Origin of the sequence: Rummeliibacillus suwonensis (genome assembly GCF_007896435.1) — a bacterium.
In the GTDB taxonomy this organism is placed as follows: Bacteria; Bacillota; Bacilli; order Bacillales_A; family Planococcaceae; genus Rummeliibacillus; species Rummeliibacillus suwonensis.
The window spans coordinates 1,783,000-1,802,375 of the sequence record NZ_VCBL01000001.1 but is presented as its reverse complement, the minus strand read 5'-3'; the positions used below and the strand labels follow the sequence as shown (position 1 = coordinate 1,802,375).

General features: G+C 36.5%; 18 protein-coding genes and 1 riboswitch. Of the genes, 17 read left to right on the top strand and 1 reads right to left on the bottom strand.

The genetic code is table 11. The features are described 5' to 3' along the window. Positions 1–19: 19 nt before the first annotated feature. The 16 genes from FEU33_RS08370 (at position 20) to FEU33_RS08295 (ending at position 17,162) form a co-directional block, all read left to right on the top strand. The gene (locus FEU33_RS08370) at positions 20–691 is read left to right on the top strand and encodes a 4'-phosphopantetheinyl transferase family protein (RefSeq protein ID WP_146548931.1); all 672 of its coding nucleotides are present in this window, start codon (positions 20–22) and stop codon (positions 689–691) included. Beyond that, positions 688–2,025 (top strand): MFS transporter, encoded by a 1,338-nt coding sequence (locus FEU33_RS08365; RefSeq protein ID WP_146548930.1) that lies wholly within the window; start codon positions 688–690, stop codon positions 2,023–2,025. Before FEU33_RS08370 ends, FEU33_RS08365 begins: the two co-directional genes overlap by 4 nt. A gap of 50 nt (positions 2,026–2,075) precedes the next feature. After that, positions 2,076–2,849, top strand: a complete 774-nt coding sequence (locus tag FEU33_RS08360) for a 2,3-dihydro-2,3-dihydroxybenzoate dehydrogenase (protein WP_312756014.1) — start codon at positions 2,076–2,078, stop codon at positions 2,847–2,849. A gap of 211 nt (positions 2,850–3,060) precedes the next feature. Then, entirely contained in the window at positions 3,061–4,245 is a 1,185-nt protein-coding gene (locus FEU33_RS08355) for an isochorismate synthase (RefSeq protein ID WP_146548929.1), read from the top strand. Positions 4,246–4,392: 147 nt separating this feature from the next. Then, positions 4,393–5,022 (top strand): isochorismatase family protein, encoded by a 630-nt coding sequence (locus FEU33_RS08350; protein ID WP_146548928.1) that lies wholly within the window; start codon positions 4,393–4,395, stop codon positions 5,020–5,022. Between the two features lie 759 nt (positions 5,023–5,781). Further along, positions 5,782–5,961: riboswitch (cobalamin riboswitch) on the top strand. Between the two features lie 79 nt (positions 5,962–6,040). After that, positions 6,041–7,090: a nicotinate-nucleotide--dimethylbenzimidazole phosphoribosyltransferase gene (gene cobT, locus FEU33_RS08345; RefSeq protein WP_146548927.1), complete on the top strand. Its 1,050-nt coding sequence runs from the start codon at positions 6,041–6,043 to the stop codon at positions 7,088–7,090. An 872-nt stretch (positions 7,091–7,962) separates the two neighbouring features. After that, complete coding sequence (locus tag FEU33_RS08340; protein ID WP_146548926.1) at positions 7,963–8,997, top strand: sulfate ABC transporter substrate-binding protein; 1,035 nt, start codon at positions 7,963–7,965, stop codon at positions 8,995–8,997. Positions 8,998–9,026: 29 nt separating this feature from the next. After that, on the top strand, positions 9,027–9,866 hold the full coding sequence (gene cysT / locus FEU33_RS08335) for a sulfate ABC transporter permease subunit CysT (RefSeq protein WP_146548925.1): 840 nt from the start codon (positions 9,027–9,029) through the stop codon (positions 9,864–9,866). Between the two features lie 12 nt (positions 9,867–9,878). Then, positions 9,879–10,742, top strand: a complete 864-nt coding sequence (cysW, locus tag FEU33_RS08330; RefSeq protein WP_146548924.1) for a sulfate ABC transporter permease subunit CysW — start codon at positions 9,879–9,881, stop codon at positions 10,740–10,742. A 16-nt stretch (positions 10,743–10,758) separates the two neighbouring features. After that, a complete protein-coding gene (locus tag FEU33_RS08325) occupies positions 10,759–11,832 on the top strand; it encodes a sulfate/molybdate ABC transporter ATP-binding protein (protein ID WP_146548923.1) in 1,074 nt (357 codons plus the stop codon). Positions 11,833–11,845: 13 nt separating this feature from the next. After that, entirely contained in the window at positions 11,846–12,556 is a 711-nt protein-coding gene (locus tag FEU33_RS08320; protein WP_146548922.1) for a phosphoadenylyl-sulfate reductase, read from the top strand. A gap of 69 nt (positions 12,557–12,625) precedes the next feature. After that, on the top strand, positions 12,626–13,765 hold the full coding sequence (gene sat / locus FEU33_RS08315; protein ID WP_146548921.1) for a sulfate adenylyltransferase: 1,140 nt from the start codon (positions 12,626–12,628) through the stop codon (positions 13,763–13,765). Between the two features lie 13 nt (positions 13,766–13,778). Next, entirely contained in the window at positions 13,779–14,372 is a 594-nt protein-coding gene (gene cysC / locus FEU33_RS08310; RefSeq protein WP_146548920.1) for an adenylyl-sulfate kinase, read from the top strand. A gap of 519 nt (positions 14,373–14,891) precedes the next feature. Beyond that, positions 14,892–15,683 carry a basic amino acid ABC transporter substrate-binding protein gene (locus FEU33_RS08305; protein ID WP_146548919.1) on the top strand — a complete coding sequence of 264 codons (792 nt, stop codon included), beginning with the start codon at positions 14,892–14,894 and terminating at the stop codon, positions 15,681–15,683. Positions 15,684–15,702: 19 nt separating this feature from the next. Continuing rightward, positions 15,703–16,443, top strand: a complete 741-nt coding sequence (locus FEU33_RS08300; protein ID WP_146548918.1) for an amino acid ABC transporter permease — start codon at positions 15,703–15,705, stop codon at positions 16,441–16,443. After that, on the top strand, positions 16,440–17,162 hold the full coding sequence (locus tag FEU33_RS08295) for an amino acid ABC transporter ATP-binding protein (RefSeq protein WP_146548917.1): 723 nt from the start codon (positions 16,440–16,442) through the stop codon (positions 17,160–17,162). The genes FEU33_RS08300 and FEU33_RS08295 overlap by 4 nt, the downstream gene beginning before the upstream one ends. Before the next feature lie 263 nt (positions 17,163–17,425). Here FEU33_RS08295 and FEU33_RS08290 read toward each other — a convergent pair whose 3' ends face one another. Beyond that, entirely contained in the window at positions 17,426–17,959 is a 534-nt protein-coding gene (locus FEU33_RS08290; protein WP_243881174.1) for a ribonuclease H-like YkuK family protein, read from the bottom strand. A gap of 400 nt (positions 17,960–18,359) precedes the next feature. Here FEU33_RS08290 and purU point away from each other — a divergent pair, with 400 nt between their 5' ends. After that, positions 18,360–19,268, top strand: coding sequence for a formyltetrahydrofolate deformylase (purU, locus tag FEU33_RS08285; RefSeq protein ID WP_146548916.1), 909 nt, complete (start codon positions 18,360–18,362; stop codon positions 19,266–19,268). Positions 19,269–19,376 lie beyond the last annotated feature (108 nt).

The window sequence follows — 19,376 nt, the reverse complement described above, 5'->3', positions numbered from 1 at the left end:
AGGGATTACAAGAGACACGATGAAGTGGATATATATCAATATCAACGAGCTGACAGATAATCAGTATGAATCTTTTACCAAATTTGTATCCAAGGAAAGACGACAACGTTTAAAGCGATACAAATATATTGACGATGCAAAACGTTCTTTACTAGCAGCCTTACTTGTGCGTGCAGAATTAGTCCAACAATTACAATGTACAAATGATGAATTGCTCTTTGCAAAAAATGACTACGGAAAACCTATATGTCTGAACCGAGAGGATGCTCACTTTAATGTCGCACATTCAGGAGATTATGTAGTTGCCGCTTTTTCAAAAAAGCCCATTGGGATTGATATTGAAAAGCATAAAGAAATCAACGTTTTAAATTTCCACTCTGTTTTAAATGAATGGGAATACCAAGAAATTTGCAGAAGTAATCATCCAATTGCTACATTTTATAAATTTTGGACAGCGAAAGAAAGTTATACAAAGGCCCTTGGCATCGGATTGACCTATCCTGTGAAAGATATCCGAGTCCTTTCAAATGGTGCAGTAAAAAAATCACATCTCCTCACACCTTGGCATATTTCTCAATATTTCAGTGAGACATATACAGTATCCATTTGTATGAAGGACAAATATGAAAATAAAAAAGGAAAAGGCATATCCATTCAAAATCTGAAAACCTTTTTGGAGGGTAATGAGTGAAGAAAGTCAATATATCAGAAATAATCGATAACAGCCGATTTAGCAAAGTACATTTGACCGTGTTAGCGTGGTGTATCGTACTTATTTTATTTGATGGTTACGATCTAGCCTTACTCGGTGCGATTATTCCATCATTACATCTGGAGTGGGGAGTTTCCACGACAATTTTAGGGTTTGTGGGAAGTCTAACCCTTATTGGAAGTTTAATAGGTTCTCTCATCTGCGGTATCGTAGCGGATAAAATAGGGCGTAAAAACATTATTGTAGCATGTATTACCATTTTCGGTGTCTTTACATTTGCAAATGCATTCGTGACGAATATAACGCAATTTGCAGTTTTACGATTTTTAGCTGGCATAGGATTAGGAGGTATTCCTCCATTACTTGTGACGTTAACATCTGAGTATTCTCCCAAAAAGATACGAAATCTAATGATCGGGATCATGTTCAGCGGCTATTCTGTTGGAGGGATTCTAGTTTCACTATTAGGGATTCAGCTATTGCCCACATATGGATGGCAATCTCTTTTCTATATTGGTGCCCTTCCACTGATAGCACTCCCGTTCATCATGAAAACATTGCCTGAATCTTTATATTATATGGTCAATAAGGGAGAACAGGAAGATGCGAAGAAAATTGTCAAAATAATAAATCCTACCTATCCATTGAACGATCATACAATGTTAGTGACAGAAATGGAGACAACAGGCGTACCGATAAAACGATTATTTCAAGATAAACGAACAAAAATGACATTGCTTTTTTGGATGATTTGTTTTATGGGGCTTCTGTTAGTATACGGATTAACCACTTGGCTACCGCAATTGATGGTTGCGTCAGGGTTTAAATTATCTTCTAGTTTAGGCTTTTTACTATGCTTAAATGTCGGTGCTATTGTAGGTTCCATAATTGGAGGGATCGCTGCAGATAAAATGGGCACAAAAAAGGTACTGATGCTGTTTTATTTTGTAGGAGGAACGAGCCTGATTCTGCTTGCTTTCAATCCAACCGTAATTGTCTTGTATCTATTAATCGGCTGCTGTGGAGCAGCTTCTATTGGAGCACAAAATTTAAATAATGCATGTATTTCAACTTTTTTCCCCTCCAATATGAAATCTACAGCGCTTGGAACAGCTCTTGGGGTAGGACGATTAGGTGCCATAATGGGACCTACTATTGGTGGCTTGCTTCTAGCATCTAATGGGGAAAGTTATTGGAGTTTTATCGCTTTTTCAATCCCTGCGTTTTTAGCTTTTCTGGCATATGCTTGTATGCCAGAAAAGAAAACAAAGGAGTATGCATCGGTATCAGTAAAAATGTCAATTTCAAAATAAAGAATAATTCTTTATATGTTTTAAATCATAGATAGAAATGGGTGTTGATCGTGGGAAAAGTCGTGTTAGTTGTAGGTGGAGCAAAAGGAATTGGCGGGGAAGTTGTAGAGCAAGTTTCCAACCTTTTTGATGATGTAGTTGTCTTTGACTACAACAAATCTGAGTTGGAAAAACGTACAGCGAAAATGCTTGAAAAGGGTAAAAAGATTCATGCGTATCCTGTCGATATACGCAATCGCCAAAAAGTGCAAACGGTCATTCAGCAAGTGGAAGAAGAAATAGGAGCTATTCATACTTTAATTCATGTGGCAGGTATTCTTCATGAAGGGACACTTTGTGATTTTGGTGAAGAAGAGTGGGATGATCTTTTTGATATCAATGTGAAGGGTGTATTTCATGTTACACAGGCAGTAAGTCGTTATATGAAGGAGCGCCATGAAGGAGTGATTGTGACAGTTGGATCAAATGCTGCATCAGTCCCACGCCTTGGAATCGGTGCATATGGCGCATCTAAGGCGGCAGCAATCATGTATATGAAGAGTCTAGGATTAGAATTGGCGCCATATAATATTCGCTGCAATGTGGTTTCACCAGGATCAACCTATACGGATATGCAAACGTCACTTTGGGCAGATGAGTCAAGTGAACAAAAAGTGATTGAAGGCAACCTTGAAAATTATAAAGTAGGTATTCCTTTGAAGAAAATAGCTAAACCATCTGATATTGTTGGGGTCATCTTGTTTTTGATATCTGAGTATTCAAATCACATTACTATGAGCAATATTGTTGTAGATGGTGGTGCTACACTCGGCTCTTACGCTTAGCTTTCAATAGTCATAAATGATAAGAATTAGAGAACATTCAAATTCCTGCGGGAAAAGTGAGCAATCATGGCGCGAATCAGTTGATGGTACCTATCCTATTTAATGGATAGAATCGGTTGATCAACACGCGTGTTAGAAAACAACATTCAATCACATGCCTAAAATGAATCAAACGGTTGACAGTTGACATTGATGTAGAAGGAGGAAGCAAATGAAAAAATTAAAAGAAAAGAAAAAATTATCAGAAGTAATTGCTAATTATCAAGATGGTGATAGTTTCTTAAAAACACCGATCAAAACGATTTTAGGAAAAGGATATAAAGAAAAAATGATAATTGATGAACCTTGTTCATTTGAAAAATTGGATGCGATCATTCAAAAAGCTTTGAACAAGTATCATGAAAATGGAGAGAAGAATCCTTTAGTGATCGGTGCTATTCCATTTGATACAACAAAACGCCCTGTTTTAATAGTTCCTCAAGAAACTCTAGTACTAGAAAGAGAAAATATTTCTGAAGATCTATTGGATTTACCCTATATTTTGGATGTCAAAAAAATCAAGCAAGTTCCTTCAGCAAAAACGTATGAAGAAATGGTACAACAATCCATCCATCGCATTCGTGAAACAAAGCTTGAAAAAGTAGTGTTAGCAAGGACTTTACAAATTTCTACGAGTGACAGAGTCGATCTGCCACCACTTATTGAATCTTTAGCAAAAACAAATACAAGTGGCTACACCTTTGCCATCAATACAGGTGAGAAAGAAATCAATACATTGGTCGGAGCGAGTCCAGAATTACTGATTCGAAAGAAAGGCAATACGATTATCGCTAATCCTCTCGCAGGCTCAAGAAAAAGAACGCATGACAAAGATGAAGACGCAAGACTTGCTGCTAGTCTATTAAATTCAGAAAAAGACTTACATGAACATAAAGTAGTGGTCGATATGGTTTGCCGTGAATTAAATCCATTCTTTAAAACGATTCAAGCACCGGATCAACCATCGATTTTATATACAGATTCCATGATTCATCTATCGACAACAATCTCTGGAGAGCTGAAAGATCCACAAACGACTTCGCTTACGATCGCTAGTGCTCTCCACCCGACACCAGCCGTTTGTGGAGAACCGAGAGAAGAAGCCTTTCAGCTTATTCATGAAATAGAGCCATTTGACCGAAAATTCTTCGCCGGCATTGTGGGCTATATGGAGGCGAATGGTGATGGGGAATGGATCGTGACGATTCGTTGTGCCCAAGTGAAAGAAAATCAAATTACCATTTATGCGGGAGCCGGCATTGTAGAATCTTCTGTACCACAAGAGGAGCGCGCTGAAACAGGAGCGAAATTTCAAACAATGCTTCATGCAATAGGCATTACAGGAGAAAATAACTAGATCCGTAGCGGAAATAATGGACCATCTATAATTCATGGATCAAATCGAGAATCCACATTTATCATTTTAAATGTAAATTAAATGAATAAGAGGAAATATTACTCTTTATAAACTATTTTGAACCTATCTATCTTGAGGAGTGTTTATATGTCAATACCAAAAATTAAGTCTTATGAAATGCCGATAAATTTAGAAGTTGAAAATACCGTTCAATGGGAGCCTCAATCTGATAAGGCCGTATTATTAATACATGACATGCAACAATATTTTTTAGACTTTTATAATCAACGACAATCGCCTATTCCTGGATTGATCGCTAATATTCAAAAAATAAAACAAAAATGTGAGTCACTTAAAATACCTATTATTTACACCGCCCAACCTGGTAATCAAAAGGTGGAAGATCGTGCGCTTTTAACAGATTTTTGGGGGACAGGTCTTGAAGAGAAGGAAGAGCAAACATCCATTATTCCCCAACTTTCTCCAAGCGAGAATGATATAATGTTGACCAAATGGCGTTATAGCGCTTTTAAGAAAAGTGAGTTGCAGCAGCTAATGAAAACATGGAATCGAGATCAACTGATCATTTGTGGTGTATATGCACATATTGGCTGCTTATTAACAGCAGCAGATGCTTTTATGTATGATATTAAACCATTCTTTGTAAAGGATGCAGTTGCGGATTTTTCAGTAGAAGATCATCAGATGGCGATACGTTATGCTGCTAAAAGATGTTCAACGATTACCACTACGAATCAGTTAATCGGTCAACTTTAAATAGATTAAGTGCTTGTTCGAGAAATTTTTTTAAAAATAGTCCGTGGGGGCTTATGCAAAGAGCACAGAATACTGCTAAGATGGTATTCTGTGCTCTATTTTTTTCGTAGAATTTAACTCATTGAATCCCTATCAATTAAATAAGCTCTTCCAGGTGTATCGATTAGGAAAAAATTAGGAGATGTGTTTGACGTAATCCTTAAAAATATATATTTTATAGTTCCATTTATATAGATGGGAGCGAAGGCTTACTTGTTCCTTTTATGTAGCGCATACTCGATAAAAAAACAATCCAATGTCCTGCGGAAAGAGCGAATAAAGTCTTTGAGAGAGCGAATAAATTGTCTCAAAGAGCGAATAAAGTCTTCGAAAGAGCGAATAAATACCAAAGAGAGCGAATAAACCCAAATGAAAAGAGAACAATTGAGCCTTCGAGTCTCCGCAACTTCGCTAAGGAGGACACTGGGAAACTATAGAATTGCCATTTTTAGCGATAAAAATCTACCTTTTCTTTCATTTTATAAGCTAAAAAAGTCGATGCTTATCATATTTTGGAAGCTAGATTAACTTTTTCAGAGGCTTCCTGCTAAGTAGACTCATCACGCATACATCGTGCAAGCCGTATCGGAAATCAGCGAATACATTATACTTTATGGAGAAAATTGGATAATCAACGTGCCTGAATGAATTATTTGAAATGTGAGTAGTCATCCTTTACATATTGCTTTCCATTCAATTTCCTAGTATCATAATGATAGAAAATTCATAAAAGTGTAAGGTGCCTTTAATTAAGGAGAATAGGGAATGAAGTGAAAAGCTTCAGCGGACCCGCCACTGTATAGGGAAGTTTGTTCGAAAATACCACTGGACATTGTTCTGGGAAGGTTTGTTCAAATGATGACCCCAAGCCAGGAGACCTGCCTTATTACTTGAATGACACAGATGATGGAAAAGTCTGCGGTTTATTTGCGATGCAAATAAGCTGCAGGCTTTTAATTTTATTCGGGAGAGATGAAAAGTGAATTTATTACAACAAACGATTGAAAAAGTAGAAGACTTGGATCAAGAAATGTTGGTAAAAGCTAGAGAAAGAGTGGACAGCCTTATCAAACCCCCAAAAAGTTTAGGAAAATTAGAAGATATCGCTGTTCAATTATCAGGAATTACGAAAGAACTTTTTCCTGCTGTCGATCAAAAAGTAATGATTGTAATGGCTGCAGATCATGGTGTATATGAGGAAGGGGTTACAAGTAATCCGCAAGAAGTAACGATTGAACAAACATTAAATATTGCCAAAGGAATTACAGGTGTAGGGACAATCGCCAAAGTTTCTGGAGCTAAAATTGTAGCAGTAGATATTGGAATCAAAGAAGATATCCCAAGTGATGCTGGAGTTATTATTCGGAAAATAAAAAAAGGAACGGACAATATGGCTAAAGGACCTGCTATGACAAGAGAAGAGGCTATTAAAGCTCTAGAGGTCGGCATTGAGATTGCGACAAAAGAAATACAACAAGGTGCTAATCTATTAGGTACAGGTGAAATGGGTATTAGCAATACAACTCCAAGTACGGCTATATTATCTGTTTTAGCCAATTGTGACCCGAAAGAAATAACAGGTAGAGGTGCTGGACTGGGCAAAGGTGGATTAGTTCATAAGATAGAAGTCATTCGCAATGCTATTACTATCAATCAACCCAATTCAGCTGATGGCATTGACGTATTAGCAAAGGTTGGTGGCTTGGAAATCGGAGGCATGGCTGGCGTTATGCTGGCAGCTGCAGCGAATCGAGTTCCAGTGGTAGTAGACGGACTGATTTCAACAGCCTCTGCCTTAATCGCAACGACTATCGAGCCAAAAGTAAAGGATTACCTCATTACTTCACATGCAACGGACGAGCCAGGTGGGAAAAAGGCGAGCGAACTTCTTGGCAAGGAACCTATGCTAAAGATGAACATGTGTTTAGGAGAAGGCTCTGGGGCTGCCTTAGCTTTTCCAATTATCGAAGCTGCATGTAGCATGATGAAAAATATGCCAACCTTTGAAGACGTAGGGATGAGTATTTAACCTACTAACAAACATAACCCATCTTAAAATAGAGTTCTAAGGATGGGTTATTTATCTTAATTTAGCAAATCCTTTTTGTAATGAAAGCGTAGCGACAAGTACAGAAGACACCACTTCAATAAGAGTCAAGATGAATGCGATTTTAATCCCTATTAATTGGATAATCAACACATATGATAAAAATAATTCTAAATGCTCATTAACGGAAAATAGGAATTATTCCTTCATATAGTTGAATCAATTTCATAATGTAAAATTCAGATAAAAAACACGAACATTTCAAATCAACATGAAAATTAATATTCAGAAATTTTTGTTCCGCTACAGACGGCGCTTTCCACGGGCTTGGCTTCAATCTCCTCGTCACTACGTTCCTGTGGGGCTTTCAGCTCAAGCTTTTCCCGTAGGAGTCGCCGTCTTCCGCTCCACAACTATCAAAATTAGTTATTCTTAATGTTCGTATTTTTTAAGAAGAAAATGATTTATGAAATTGATTCAGTTAGAAGTTTAAATCTTTTTTCTTTTTCATGTTAGAATACATTAAAAAGCGGATGATTCAACTGAAAATTCCAAAAAGGTATTGACAATTTCTCTATAAAAAAATATACTATCGTTACTATGTTAGTAGGAATTAAATGATTGTAAAGCTCACTAGAAGACTAGAGGCTCTTACGTTAAAAGAAATATTTTTCTATATTTCTTTTGATGTGGAGTCTTTTTTTGTTTCTAAATACCTATTTAACTAATTGGAATTATAATATTTTAAATGCTGATTAGAGAAACTAAAGGCATTTTACATACTTTAGAATTGCTTTTAGTTGGCGGCAAATATTTAATTCGTTCAGAAAAAGTTTATATGGGGGGAATTACGAATGAAAAAGAGAAAATTATTTACTAGTGCAGCGGTGGTATTATCCACTTTTTTACTATTATCAGGGTGCGGTAAAGGAGATTCAGAAGGATCAGGTGCAAAGAAATCCGTTGAACTTTTGAATGTATCTTATGATCCAACACGAGAATTGTATCAAGAATACAACAAAGAATTTGCGAAACATTGGAAAGAGGAAACCGGTCAGAAAGTTACGATTAAACAATCTCATGGGGGTTCAGGAAGCCAAGCACGCTCTGTTATCGATGGGTTAGAAGCAGATGTGGTAACACTGGCATTAGCTTATGATATTGATGCGATTGCTGATCAGAAGCTGTTAAACAAAGATTGGATTAATCGTTTCGATGATAATTCAGCACCTTACACTTCAACGATTGTTTTCTTAGTAAGGAAAGGTAATCCGAAAGGTATCAAAGATTGGGATGATCTTACGAAGAAGGGCGTTTCTGTTATCACACCAAATCCTAAAACATCTGGAGGAGCTCGTTGGAATTACTTAGCAGCTTGGGGCTATGCACTTCAAAAAAATAACAATGATGAAGAAAAAGCAAAACAATTTGTAAAAGACCTTTATAAAAATGTAGAAGTTCTAGACTCTGGTGCTCGTGGGGCTACAACTACTTTTGTTGAAAAGGGTATTGGTGATGTGCTAATCGCATGGGAAAATGAAGCACTTCTTTCATTAAAAGAACTTGGAAAAGATAAATTCGAGATTGTGAATCCTTCTGTTAGTATCCTAGCTGAACCAAATGTTGCAGTGGTAGACAGTGTTGCAAAGAAAAAAGGAACTACAAAAGTGGCAGAAGCATATTTGAAATATTTATATAGTGACGTAGGTCAAGAGATTGCGGCGAAAAATTATTATCGCCCACGCAATAAAGAAATTGCAGCAAAATACAAAGATCAATTCCCTGACATTAAATTATTTACTATCGATGATGTATTTGGTAGTTGGAGAGATACACAAGAAAAACACTTTAATGATGGCGGTGTATTCGACCAAATTTATAGTAAGTAAGTGCTTGGAATGGTAGGAGGTATAAATATATGAAGAAAAAATATAAAAAAAAGAACGTCCTACCCGGTTTTGGACTTTCATTGGGAATCACGATGCTGTATATGAGTTTAATCGTATTGATCCCACTGTCCATGGTATTTATCGAGTCTTCTCAGCTTGGCTGGCATGATTTTATCAAAATTGTAACAAGCGATCGTGTTTTTCATGCTTACAAAATAAGTTTTGCGACGGCTTTTGTTGCAGCATTGGTGAATGCGGTATTTGGTTTATTGATTGCCTGGGTTTTAGTTCGCTATCGATTCCCAGGCAAGCGTATTATTGATGGATTTATCGATTTACCATTTGCCTTGCCAACAGCAGTTGCGGGCATTACTTTAACGACGTTATATGGTAAGGATGGTTGGTTAGGACAATTCTTCTCCCTATTCCATATCAAAATTGCTTTTACTCCAATCGGTATTACAATTGCACTCATGTTTATCGGCTTGCCATTTGTTGTGAGAATGGTGCAACCAGTACTTGAAAACATGGAAAAAGAGGTAGAGGAGGCTGCTGCAAGTTTAGGAGCTTCAAAGCAACAGATTTTTTTAAAAGTAATCTTTCCTGAATTGTTGCCACCGGTATTAGCCGGTTTTTCTCTGGCCTTTGCTAGAGGTTTAGGGGAATATGGTTCAGTCGTATTTATTGCAGGAAACATGCCGATGAAAACGGAGATTGCACCATTTATGATCATGTCAAAGCTTGAGCAATTTGACTATGCAGGGGCAACCGCTATAGCAGTTGTCATGCTCGTTATATCCTTCGTTTGCCTCATTGTCATTAATCTACTTCAAAAATGGAGTCGAAAACATGAATTCCAAAGCGAATAGGAGGATAAAAGAATGACAACTGATTTGGTCAGACAGGAAGTTAAATCAACAGATGGCATCAAACATGCAAAGAAAGAAGTCAATTGGACAAAGTATATTTTAATGTCATTGATGTTCTTATATTTAGTGGTGTTTCTTCTAATCCCACTTGTTTTCATCTTTGTTAAAGCATTTGAGAAGGGAGCAGAAGTCTATTTCGCAGCCATCACAGAACCAGATGCACTGTCAGCGATTAAGTTGACGATCTTAGTGGCGATTATTTCTGTACCGTTAAATGTGGTATTCGGTATTGCAGCTGCCTGGCTTATTACGAAATTTCAATTTAAAGGTAAGCAGATTTTATTATCTTTAATTGAACTACCTTTTGCGGTATCACCTGTTATCGCTGGGTTAGTTTTAGTGCTGTTCTTTGGACCTCGTGGGGTGCTTGGACCATTTTTAGATGAATTTGGATTGAAAATCATCTTTTCCGTTCCCGGTATCATCATTGCGACCATGTTTGTGACGCTGCCCTTTGTTGCGAGGGAGCTTATTCCTGTTATGCAGGCACAAGGAAAAACAGAGGAAGAAGCAGCCATATCACTTGGAGCAAATGGTTGGCAGATGTTTTTACGTGTCACGTTGCCCTCGATAAAATGGGGATTACTTTATGGAATGATCCTTTGTAATGCACGCGCAATTGGTGAGTTTGGAGCTGTGTCTGTCGTATCTGGTCATATTCGTGGTGAAACGAATACAATGCCTCTCCATGTTGAGATCCTTTACAATGAATACCAATTTTCAGCCGCATTTGCAGTGGCATCTTTAATGTCATTACTCGCTCTTGTTACACTTTTAATCAAGACTTGGATTGAATGGCGTACGGAAAAACATTAAGAATGGATGATGCAAAATGACAATTGAAATACGGGATGTATCAAAGCGATATGGTTCGTTTCAAGCCCTTCAGAATATTAATCTAGAAATTCCAAAAGGGGAGTTAGTAGCACTATTAGGGCCATCAGGATCGGGTAAAACGACATTACTTCGAATGATTGCAGGTCTTGAATCGATTGAAGAGGGAATAATTTCTTTTGATGGCAAAGATTTAACGAATACGCACGTCAACCAACGAGATGTCGGTTTTGTCTTTCAACATTACGCGTTGTTTAAGCATATGACGGTATTTGACAATATAGCATTTGGCTTAAACGTAAGGAAAAAGAAATTGCGCCCTAAAAAAGCTGAAATTGAAAAGAAAGTTTATGAATTATTAGATCTTGTAAAGTTGAGTGGATTTGCTAAGCGCTATCCTTCTCAGTTATCCGGTGGACAAAGACAACGCGTAGCATTAGCGAGAGCGCTTGCAGTTGAACCACAAATCTTATTACTAGATGAACCCTTTGGAGCACTTGATGCCAAAGTAAGAAAAGAATTGCGACGTTGGTTAAGAAAATTACATAATGAAATGCATGTGACAAGTGTTTTTGTCACCCATGACCAAGAAGAAGCATTAGATGTAGCCGATCGTATTGTCATTATGAATGAAGGGAAAATCGAACAGATTGGTACACCTTCAGAAGTCTATGACTCTCCTAAAAGTCCATTTGTCTACGATTTTTTAGGCGATGTGAACTTATTCCATGGAAGATTGGATCAGGGTAAGCTTAAGGTGGGCTCTGTAGAACTAAATGTACCCGAATATCAAAATATATCTGATAAAGAAGCAGTAGGATATGTCCGTCCCCATCATATGAAAATCGATCGGCAAAAACAAAGCGATGATGCAATTGCCGCAAAGGTATTCTTTTGCCATTCGATTGGTCCGGTTTGGTATGTGGAATTAAAGCGTGAAAATATGGATGAATATGTAGAAGTAGAACTTACAAAAGAGGAATACGAACAGCTCAATTTATCTGTCGGCGAATTCGTATATGTACGACCAAAAGAAATGAAAGTATTTATTCCAGAAGATTTTGTCATATAGGAGGGAGACAACAATGCTGACATATGATACTTGGGAAGATCGGAAGGACCTGTCATTTGATGTAGATGACATCTATAAGGGGGCATTGAACGTCCTTCAGTGGAGCTACCAACATTATGGTAAAGATATCGTCTATTCTTGCAGCTTTGGTATTGAAGGAATTGTGTTAATTGATTTAATCTCTAAAGTTCAGCCCGATGCACAAATTGTCTTTCTTGATACAGATGTTCATTTTAAAGAAACTTATGAAACGATTGACCGTGTACGTGAAAAATATCCATCACTTCATATCGTGCTAAAAAAACCAGCGATCACATTAGAACAACAAAAGGAACAATTTGGTGATAAATTATGGGAGCGTAATCCAAATCAGTGCTGCCAAATTCGTAAACTGGATCCGTTAAATGAAGTTTTAACAGGATCAAAAGCTTGGATCTCAGGTTTACGACGTGACCAATCAGAAACGAGAAAAAACGTCGAATTTATCAATAAAGACAATCGTTTTCATTCTATTAAAATCTGTCCACTGATTCATTGGACATGGAAAGATGTTTGGCGCTATGTGTCAAAACATGAATTAACCTATAACCCACTACACGATCAAGGATATCCAAGCATTGGGTGTGAATATTGTACAAAGCCGGTCTTCTCCATGGAAGATCTACGTGCAGGAAGATGGCAAGGGATGACTAAAATGGAATGTGGCTTACATACCGAAAGCTAAAAAAGTGAACAGCATGAACATGAATTGATCAGCTAAAACAGCATCAATTATGACGGAGGGAAAGAAAATATGAGTATTCAACCACACGGTGGTCAACTAATTCAACGCTATGAACCATTAAAAGACATTACAAAGATTCAACAAGAAATTGATCTTGATGCGATTTCTTTCAGTGATTTAGAACTGATAGGTGTTGGTGCCTACAGTCCAATCGAAGGTTTCTTAACGAAAGATGATTATGAGTCTGTTGTCAAAAATATGAGATTATCAACTGGAATAGTATGGAGTATTCCAATTACATTACCAGTAACTGAAGAAAAAGCAGCAACTTTAAAAATCGGCGAACAAGCAAAATTGCTATATGATGGAGAAGTATATGGCACTATCGATATAGCAGATATTTATACACCTGATAAAGAGAAAGAGGCGACAAACGTTTATGGTACTTCAGATGAAGCACATCCAGGCGTTAAAAGACTTTATAGTCGTCCTAACACGTATGTTGGTGGAAAAATCACGTTAATCAAAAAATCCCCTAAACAATTTCCTACTTATACATTTGAGCCGCAAGAAACACGTGCCTTATTTGAAGAAAAAGGCTGGAAAACAATTGTGGGTTTCCAAACACGCAACCCTGTCCACCGTGCACATGAATATATTCAAAAGACAGCGTTGGAAATTGTTGACGGCTTATTTTTAAATCCACTTGTTGGTGAAACCAAATCAGATGATATCCCAGCTTCCATACGTATGGAAAGTTATGAAGTATTATTAGATAAATATTATCCAAAAGAACGAGTTCAATTAGGCGTATTTTTGGCTGCTATGAGATATGCTGGACCACGTGAAGCCATATTTCATGCATTAGTTCGGAAAAATTATGGGTGTACACATTTTATTGTTGGTCGTGACCATGCTGGAGTAGGTAACTATTATGGTACATATGAAGCCCAAAAATTATTCGATCAATTTACACCAGAGGAAATTGGCATTCAACCGTTAAAATTTGAACATAGTTTTTATTGTACGGAATGCGAAGGAATGGCTACAACTAAAACATGTCCGCATGATGCGAAAAGCCGTATTATTTTATCTGGAACGAAAGTACGTGAAATGTTAAGAAACGGAGAAGTACCTCCAAGCACATTTAGCCGTAAAGAAGTGGTGGAAGTATTGATCAGAGGGTTAAAACAAGAAGTATCTATTTAATGGAGGGAAAGTAATGAGTTCGAATATTGTTTGGCATGAGGCGTCAATTGCGAAAGAAGAACGCCGTAAGAAAAATAAACATGGAAGCTTCATCCTATGGTTTACGGGTCTTTCTGCATCGGGAAAGTCTACCATTGCAAATACATTCGCACGCAAACTATTCGATCGGGGTTTACAAACGTATGTTTTAGATGGTGATAATATTCGTCATGGTTTGAACAATGATTTAGGATTTACAGATACGGATCGAAAAGAAAATATTCGCCGTATTGGAGAAGTATCAAAATTATTCGTTGATAGTGGTCAAATTGTGATCACTGCATTTATCTCTCCATTTCGAGAAGATCGAGAAGTAGTGCGAAATCTTGTAGAAGATGGGGAGTTTCTTGAAGTTTACATCGAATGTTCCTTAGAAGAATGTGAAAAACGAGATCCAAAAGGTTTATACAAGAAAGCACGAAATGCAGAAATACCCAATTTCACAGGACTTACAGCGCCTTATGAAGCCCCAGAAAACCCGGAAATCGCCTTGAATACCGAAAAGTATTCAATTGAAGAATGCGTTGAGAAACTATCGAAAATTTTAATCGAAAAAGGGTTAATTTAGAAGAACATTCATCAAGGATTCATATATTGATATATAAGAACCAACGTAAACCATAAAGTTTTCGTTGGCTTTTTCTTGAAATACTTATGTGAATATGTAAGAGAAAATTGGAATTTGAGTAATAATAGTCATATATGTTATTTGTAATGGAAATGGAAGACAAGTGAAGAATGAGCAATCCGCAGCGGAAATCAACGAATTCTCTCTATCCTTATGGACAAAATTGGATAATCAACACACCTGTTCTATTTATCATGTATTGCCAGATATGCCAGATGGAAAGATTTCTAACATTTAGAAGAAAATGAGTATAGAATCAGATATTGGTAAAAACTCGATTTGTACAACTAACATACAATGTAAGAAAAAGAACACCCAACTATGTGAAGTTTTGATTTATCAAAAAAATAAATATTGTTTTACTATTTTTAATTTTATATAATTGGACTTACTAGTGATAGTTGATCTAGCTTAATAATTTTATATTAATAGAGTGATAACACATAGGGGGTCCATTTTATGGGGAAAAGAAAAAAATTATTATCAATGCTAATGTTGGTGATGGCTGTTTCAATGATTTTAGCAGCTTGTGGCTCTGATGGGGCGAAGGATTCTTCAAGTAAAGACTCGAATAAAAAAGAGAAACTAGTAGCAGGAACTGAAGCAACATTTGCGCCATTTGAATCAATGGATGATAACGGTAAAGTTGTCGGAATTGATGTTGACGTTTTAAAAGCTATTGGAGAAGAAACAGGTAAGGAATTCGAAGTGAAAAATATTGGCTGGGAACCTGTTTTCCAACAAGTAACGAATGGTGAAATCGATTTAGGTGCATCTGGTATTACGATTACAGATGAACGAAAAGAAACATATGATTTTACAGAACCGTACTATGAAGCGACTCAGCTAATCGTTGTTAAAAAAGACTCAAAAGTTAAATCACTTCAAGATTTAAAAGATAAAAAAATTGCTGTTCAAATTAATACAACAGGTCATATTGCTGCGCAAAAATTACAAGGAAAAACAAGTCCAAAAATTAAAGCTTATGAAAACCAACCGCTTGCATTCCAAGAAGTGATCAATGGTTCGGTTGATGCTGCAATCGGGGATAATGCTGTTGTCATCGAATACTTGAAAAATAATCCGGATGCTAAATTGAAAACAGTGGAAGATGACGCATTTGAAAAAGAGTACTATGGCTTTATGGTGAAAAAGGGCAATAAAGAGGTATTGGATGTCCTAAATGAAGGACTAAAGAAAATGAAAGAAAATGGCAAACTAGCTAAGATTACAAGCCAAGAACTTAAATAATTGATTGGGGGTATACCAGATGAACTTCTTTGATTTACGCTGGGATATAGTCTGGAACTACCGTGACTTATTTTTACGTGGGATATGGGTAACCGTTTCTTTAACCATTTGTGGTTATTTGGGTGGCCTTATACTAGGAATCTTATTAGGTCTTGGTAAAACATCGAAAAGTAAATGGATTTATTGGCCATCGAAAATATACGTTGATCTATTTCGCGGGACGCCAATGCTTGTTCAAATTTTAATCATTCATTTAGCAGTGATTCCTTCTATTTTTGGACAGTCCTATGGATATATGGTATCAGGTATTGCTGCGCTTATTCTAAATAGTGCTGCATATGTTGCAGAAATTATTCGTGCGGGAATCCAGTCCATTGATAAAGGTCAAATGGAGGCGGCGCGTTCATTAGGCTTAACACATAGCAAGGCAATGGTAAAAGTTATTTTACCACAGGCGTTCCGGCGCATGATTCCCCCATTAGGTAACGAGTTTATTGCATTATTAAAAGATTCATCACTTGTAACGGTTATCGCTGCTAACGATATTCTGTATGCAAGTAAAGTGGTAGTAGGTGCTTATCAACGTTTCTGGGAGCCTTATTTAGTAGCAGCAGCATTATATTTAATTTTAACTTATATTGTAACAAAGCTTGTTGCTTACATTGAAAAACGTTTTAGCAATCATTATAATCCAAGAAAAAGACGTTCAAGAAAACTAGATCATCCGCAAAACAATGACGAAGGGCGGACTGCGGTATGATAAAGATTAAAAACCTACACAAAAGTTTTGGAAATCTTGAAGTTTTAAAAGGTATTGATTATGAAGTTCAAGAAAAAGAAGTAGTTTGTGTGATTGGACCTTCTGGATCAGGAAAAAGTACATTTTTAAGATGTATTAACTTATTAGAAGAAATGACAGATGGTGAAATTTACATAGACGATGTTAAAGTAAATGATCCAAAAACGAATATCAATGAAATTCGTACAGAAGTAGGGATGGTTTTTCAACAGTTCAATCTTTTTCCTCATATGACGGTTATTGAGAATATCACAATGGCACCTATTCAAGTTCGCAAAATGGCTAAAAAAGATGCAGAAAAATTAGCATTGGAACTATTGGATAAAGTTGGACTGCGAGAAAAAGCTTATAATTATCCCGATCAGCTTTCTGGAGGGCAACAACAACGTGTGGCGATTGCACGAGCTCTTGCGATGAAACCTAAAATTATGCTATTTGATGAACCAACATCCGCTCTTGATCCTGAAATGGTCAAGGAAGTGTTGGATGTTATGAAGCAACTAGCTGAAGAAGGAATGACAATGGTGATTGTCACACATGAAATGGGATTTGCCCGTGAGGTAGCAGACCGTGTCATATTCATGGATGGTGGCTATATTGTCGAGGAAGGTCATCCAGAAGAAGTATTTGGTCATACGCAAAACGAAAGAACAAAAGCATTTTTAGGAAAGGTACTATAAAGAAGCTTGACACAGTGGTGTTTTTTTCATTCAGTGTAGAAGTTCTTTATAAATAGATAGTTGTTTTTTACTTGTGTTTTAAAGTGTGCAAACTGTCTATTCATGTGAGATGAATAAAAGAATCCATTCAGCGTGTATATTGCTGGATGGATTTTTCATTAGTTGTGGTCATTTGAGATTCGTTAGAAAATGAAAATCAGAATATCGTTATTCTTCATCTTCATCAGTGTTTTCCATTTATGGAAGTTCCATTTTATGTCATGCTATTTTGTAAAGTGATTGGCGTAGCTTGAAGCGACGAAAGCATCGGGCTTAATCTTTGGTTCCACTCCAATAGATTTCATCCTAGTAACCATTTCATTCACAAATTCTCGCGTTTTGTTGCGGTTTCCAGCTCCTATATCGATATGTCCTTCCATTGCAAAAGTTGAACCATCATATATATAGGGCAAAACAATGTCAATTAACTCTTTCTTTTTTTCTTCTGTAAACATGGAAACAACTTCTTCTGTAAATGAAAGTTCTAATGAAATTCTTTCATGTAGATGCAACATTTTTCGAGGTACAATGACTCTCCTTATACAAGCCCACACGCCATCTCCTTCCCGTAAAATAACTATACCAGTGATAAATATGGTATACGTTTTATGAACTTGTGAATCGGTTCCAATAATTAAACGATATTGTCCCTTTGGATTTTGATGCATAAAATTGGCTATATATTGAAAAACATCTTCGAAAGTCATATTTTTTTCTTGCAGATTTTGAAAAGGATCGTAATGAAATGAATGATTCATCGTTCACGCTTCTTTCCTTCAATAGGATAAATGTGTCTTCATACAAGTATATCCAACTGCTTTTCATTTCGTACAGGTGAATAACCATGCCAAGCGTGTTGATTGGGCAGAAATCAGGAAATATATTTGACATAATCCTTCAAAAATATGGATTATTAGCTCCATTTATATAGATCTTCGCTGTGGCTTCTTGCTCTACCCCCGCAGGAAAGCGAGCAAGTCGTAGCTGGAAACCAACGAATTCTTCCTGTTTTTACAAGTAAAATTGGCTAATTAACGCGCCTATGAAAGAAAATAATAAAAAGAAATGAATAACTGTCATTGTGAAAAGAAAAAACTTGAATATTCACTGAAATTATTTGATAATTTAAGGTATATTGAAACTAGGAGATGTACTTAGATGACGAATAAACTTGAACATAATGAAAAGTTAGAAAATCATTCGAATAGATTAGAAAATCGAGCACGCCTGTTAGTAAAATGTCCGGATAAACCTGGTATCGTATCGGTATTATCTTCTTTTTTACATAATCACAATGCTAATATTATTGAGTCTAGCCAATTTTCAACAGATCCAGAGAACGGTACGTTTTTTATTCGCATTGAATATCACTGTGACAATTTGCCAGCAAAAGCTGTAGAAATGGAAAAGGAATTTGAAAGAATCGCAGAAGATTACCAAATGGAATATCATTTTTACTATCGAAATGTCCGTCAACGTTCTGCCATTTTTGTATCAAAAGAACCACATTGCTTGTTAGAACTTTTATGGGAATGGCAAAATGGCGATTTAGAGATGGATATTGCACTCGTTATTAGCAATCATGAAACGGCGCGTCCGATGGTTGAAGCATTAGGCATCCCATTCTATTATATTCCTGCCAATAAAAATATTCGCGAGCAAGTAGAAAAAGAACAAATTCGATTAGTGGAAGAATATAATGTGGATGTTTTAATTTTAGCACGCTATATGCAAATTTTAACCCCCGAGTTTGTCGATCACTTTAAAAATCGCATCATTAATATTCACCATTCATTTTTACCAGCTTTTATTGGAGCAAATCCATATCAACGTGCATTTGCGCGAGGTGTTAAATTAATCGGTGCTACTTCCCATTATGTAACGAATGATTTAGACGAAGGCCCAATCATTGAACAAGATGTAGAACGTGTAGATCACCGTGATAATGCAGAACAGTTGAAAAAAATCGGTGCGCAAATCGAACGTCGCGTCTTAGTAAAAGCTGTCAAATGGCATATAGAAAATCGGATTATCGTGGAAGACAATAAAACGATTGTATTCCATTGATGTTTTAAATATAAAAAAACAGGATTCTCTAAAAATCCTGTTTCGCAAAATAATCCTTTAATCAATTAAAAAAAATCTGCTCATTCTACTAGTTAGATATGAGCAGAT

Coding starts and splice junctions, on each gene's coding strand:
- FEU33_RS08370 (WP_146548931.1), top strand. CDS start 20: ATGAAGTGGATATATATCAATATCAACGAGCTGACAGATAATCAGTAT.
- FEU33_RS08355 (WP_146548929.1), top strand. CDS start 3,061: ATGAAAAAATTAAAAGAAAAGAAAAAATTATCAGAAGTAATTGCTAAT.
- FEU33_RS08350 (WP_146548928.1), top strand. CDS start 4,393: ATGTCAATACCAAAAATTAAGTCTTATGAAATGCCGATAAATTTAGAA.
- FEU33_RS08340 (WP_146548926.1), top strand. CDS start 7,963: ATGAAAAAGAGAAAATTATTTACTAGTGCAGCGGTGGTATTATCCACT.
- cysT (WP_146548925.1), top strand. CDS start 9,027: ATGAAGAAAAAATATAAAAAAAAGAACGTCCTACCCGGTTTTGGACTT.
- cysW (WP_146548924.1), top strand. CDS start 9,879: ATGACAACTGATTTGGTCAGACAGGAAGTTAAATCAACAGATGGCATC.
- FEU33_RS08325 (WP_146548923.1), top strand. CDS start 10,759: ATGACAATTGAAATACGGGATGTATCAAAGCGATATGGTTCGTTTCAA.
- FEU33_RS08320 (WP_146548922.1), top strand. CDS start 11,846: ATGCTGACATATGATACTTGGGAAGATCGGAAGGACCTGTCATTTGAT.
- sat (WP_146548921.1), top strand. CDS start 12,626: ATGAGTATTCAACCACACGGTGGTCAACTAATTCAACGCTATGAACCA.
- cysC (WP_146548920.1), top strand. CDS start 13,779: ATGAGTTCGAATATTGTTTGGCATGAGGCGTCAATTGCGAAAGAAGAA.
- FEU33_RS08305 (WP_146548919.1), top strand. CDS start 14,892: ATGGGGAAAAGAAAAAAATTATTATCAATGCTAATGTTGGTGATGGCT.
- FEU33_RS08300 (WP_146548918.1), top strand. CDS start 15,703: ATGAACTTCTTTGATTTACGCTGGGATATAGTCTGGAACTACCGTGAC.
- FEU33_RS08295 (WP_146548917.1), top strand. CDS start 16,440: ATGATAAAGATTAAAAACCTACACAAAAGTTTTGGAAATCTTGAAGTT.
- FEU33_RS08290 (WP_243881174.1), bottom strand. CDS start 17,959: ATGAATCATTCATTTCATTACGATCCTTTTCAAAATCTGCAAGAAAAA.
- purU (WP_146548916.1), top strand. CDS start 18,360: ATGACGAATAAACTTGAACATAATGAAAAGTTAGAAAATCATTCGAAT.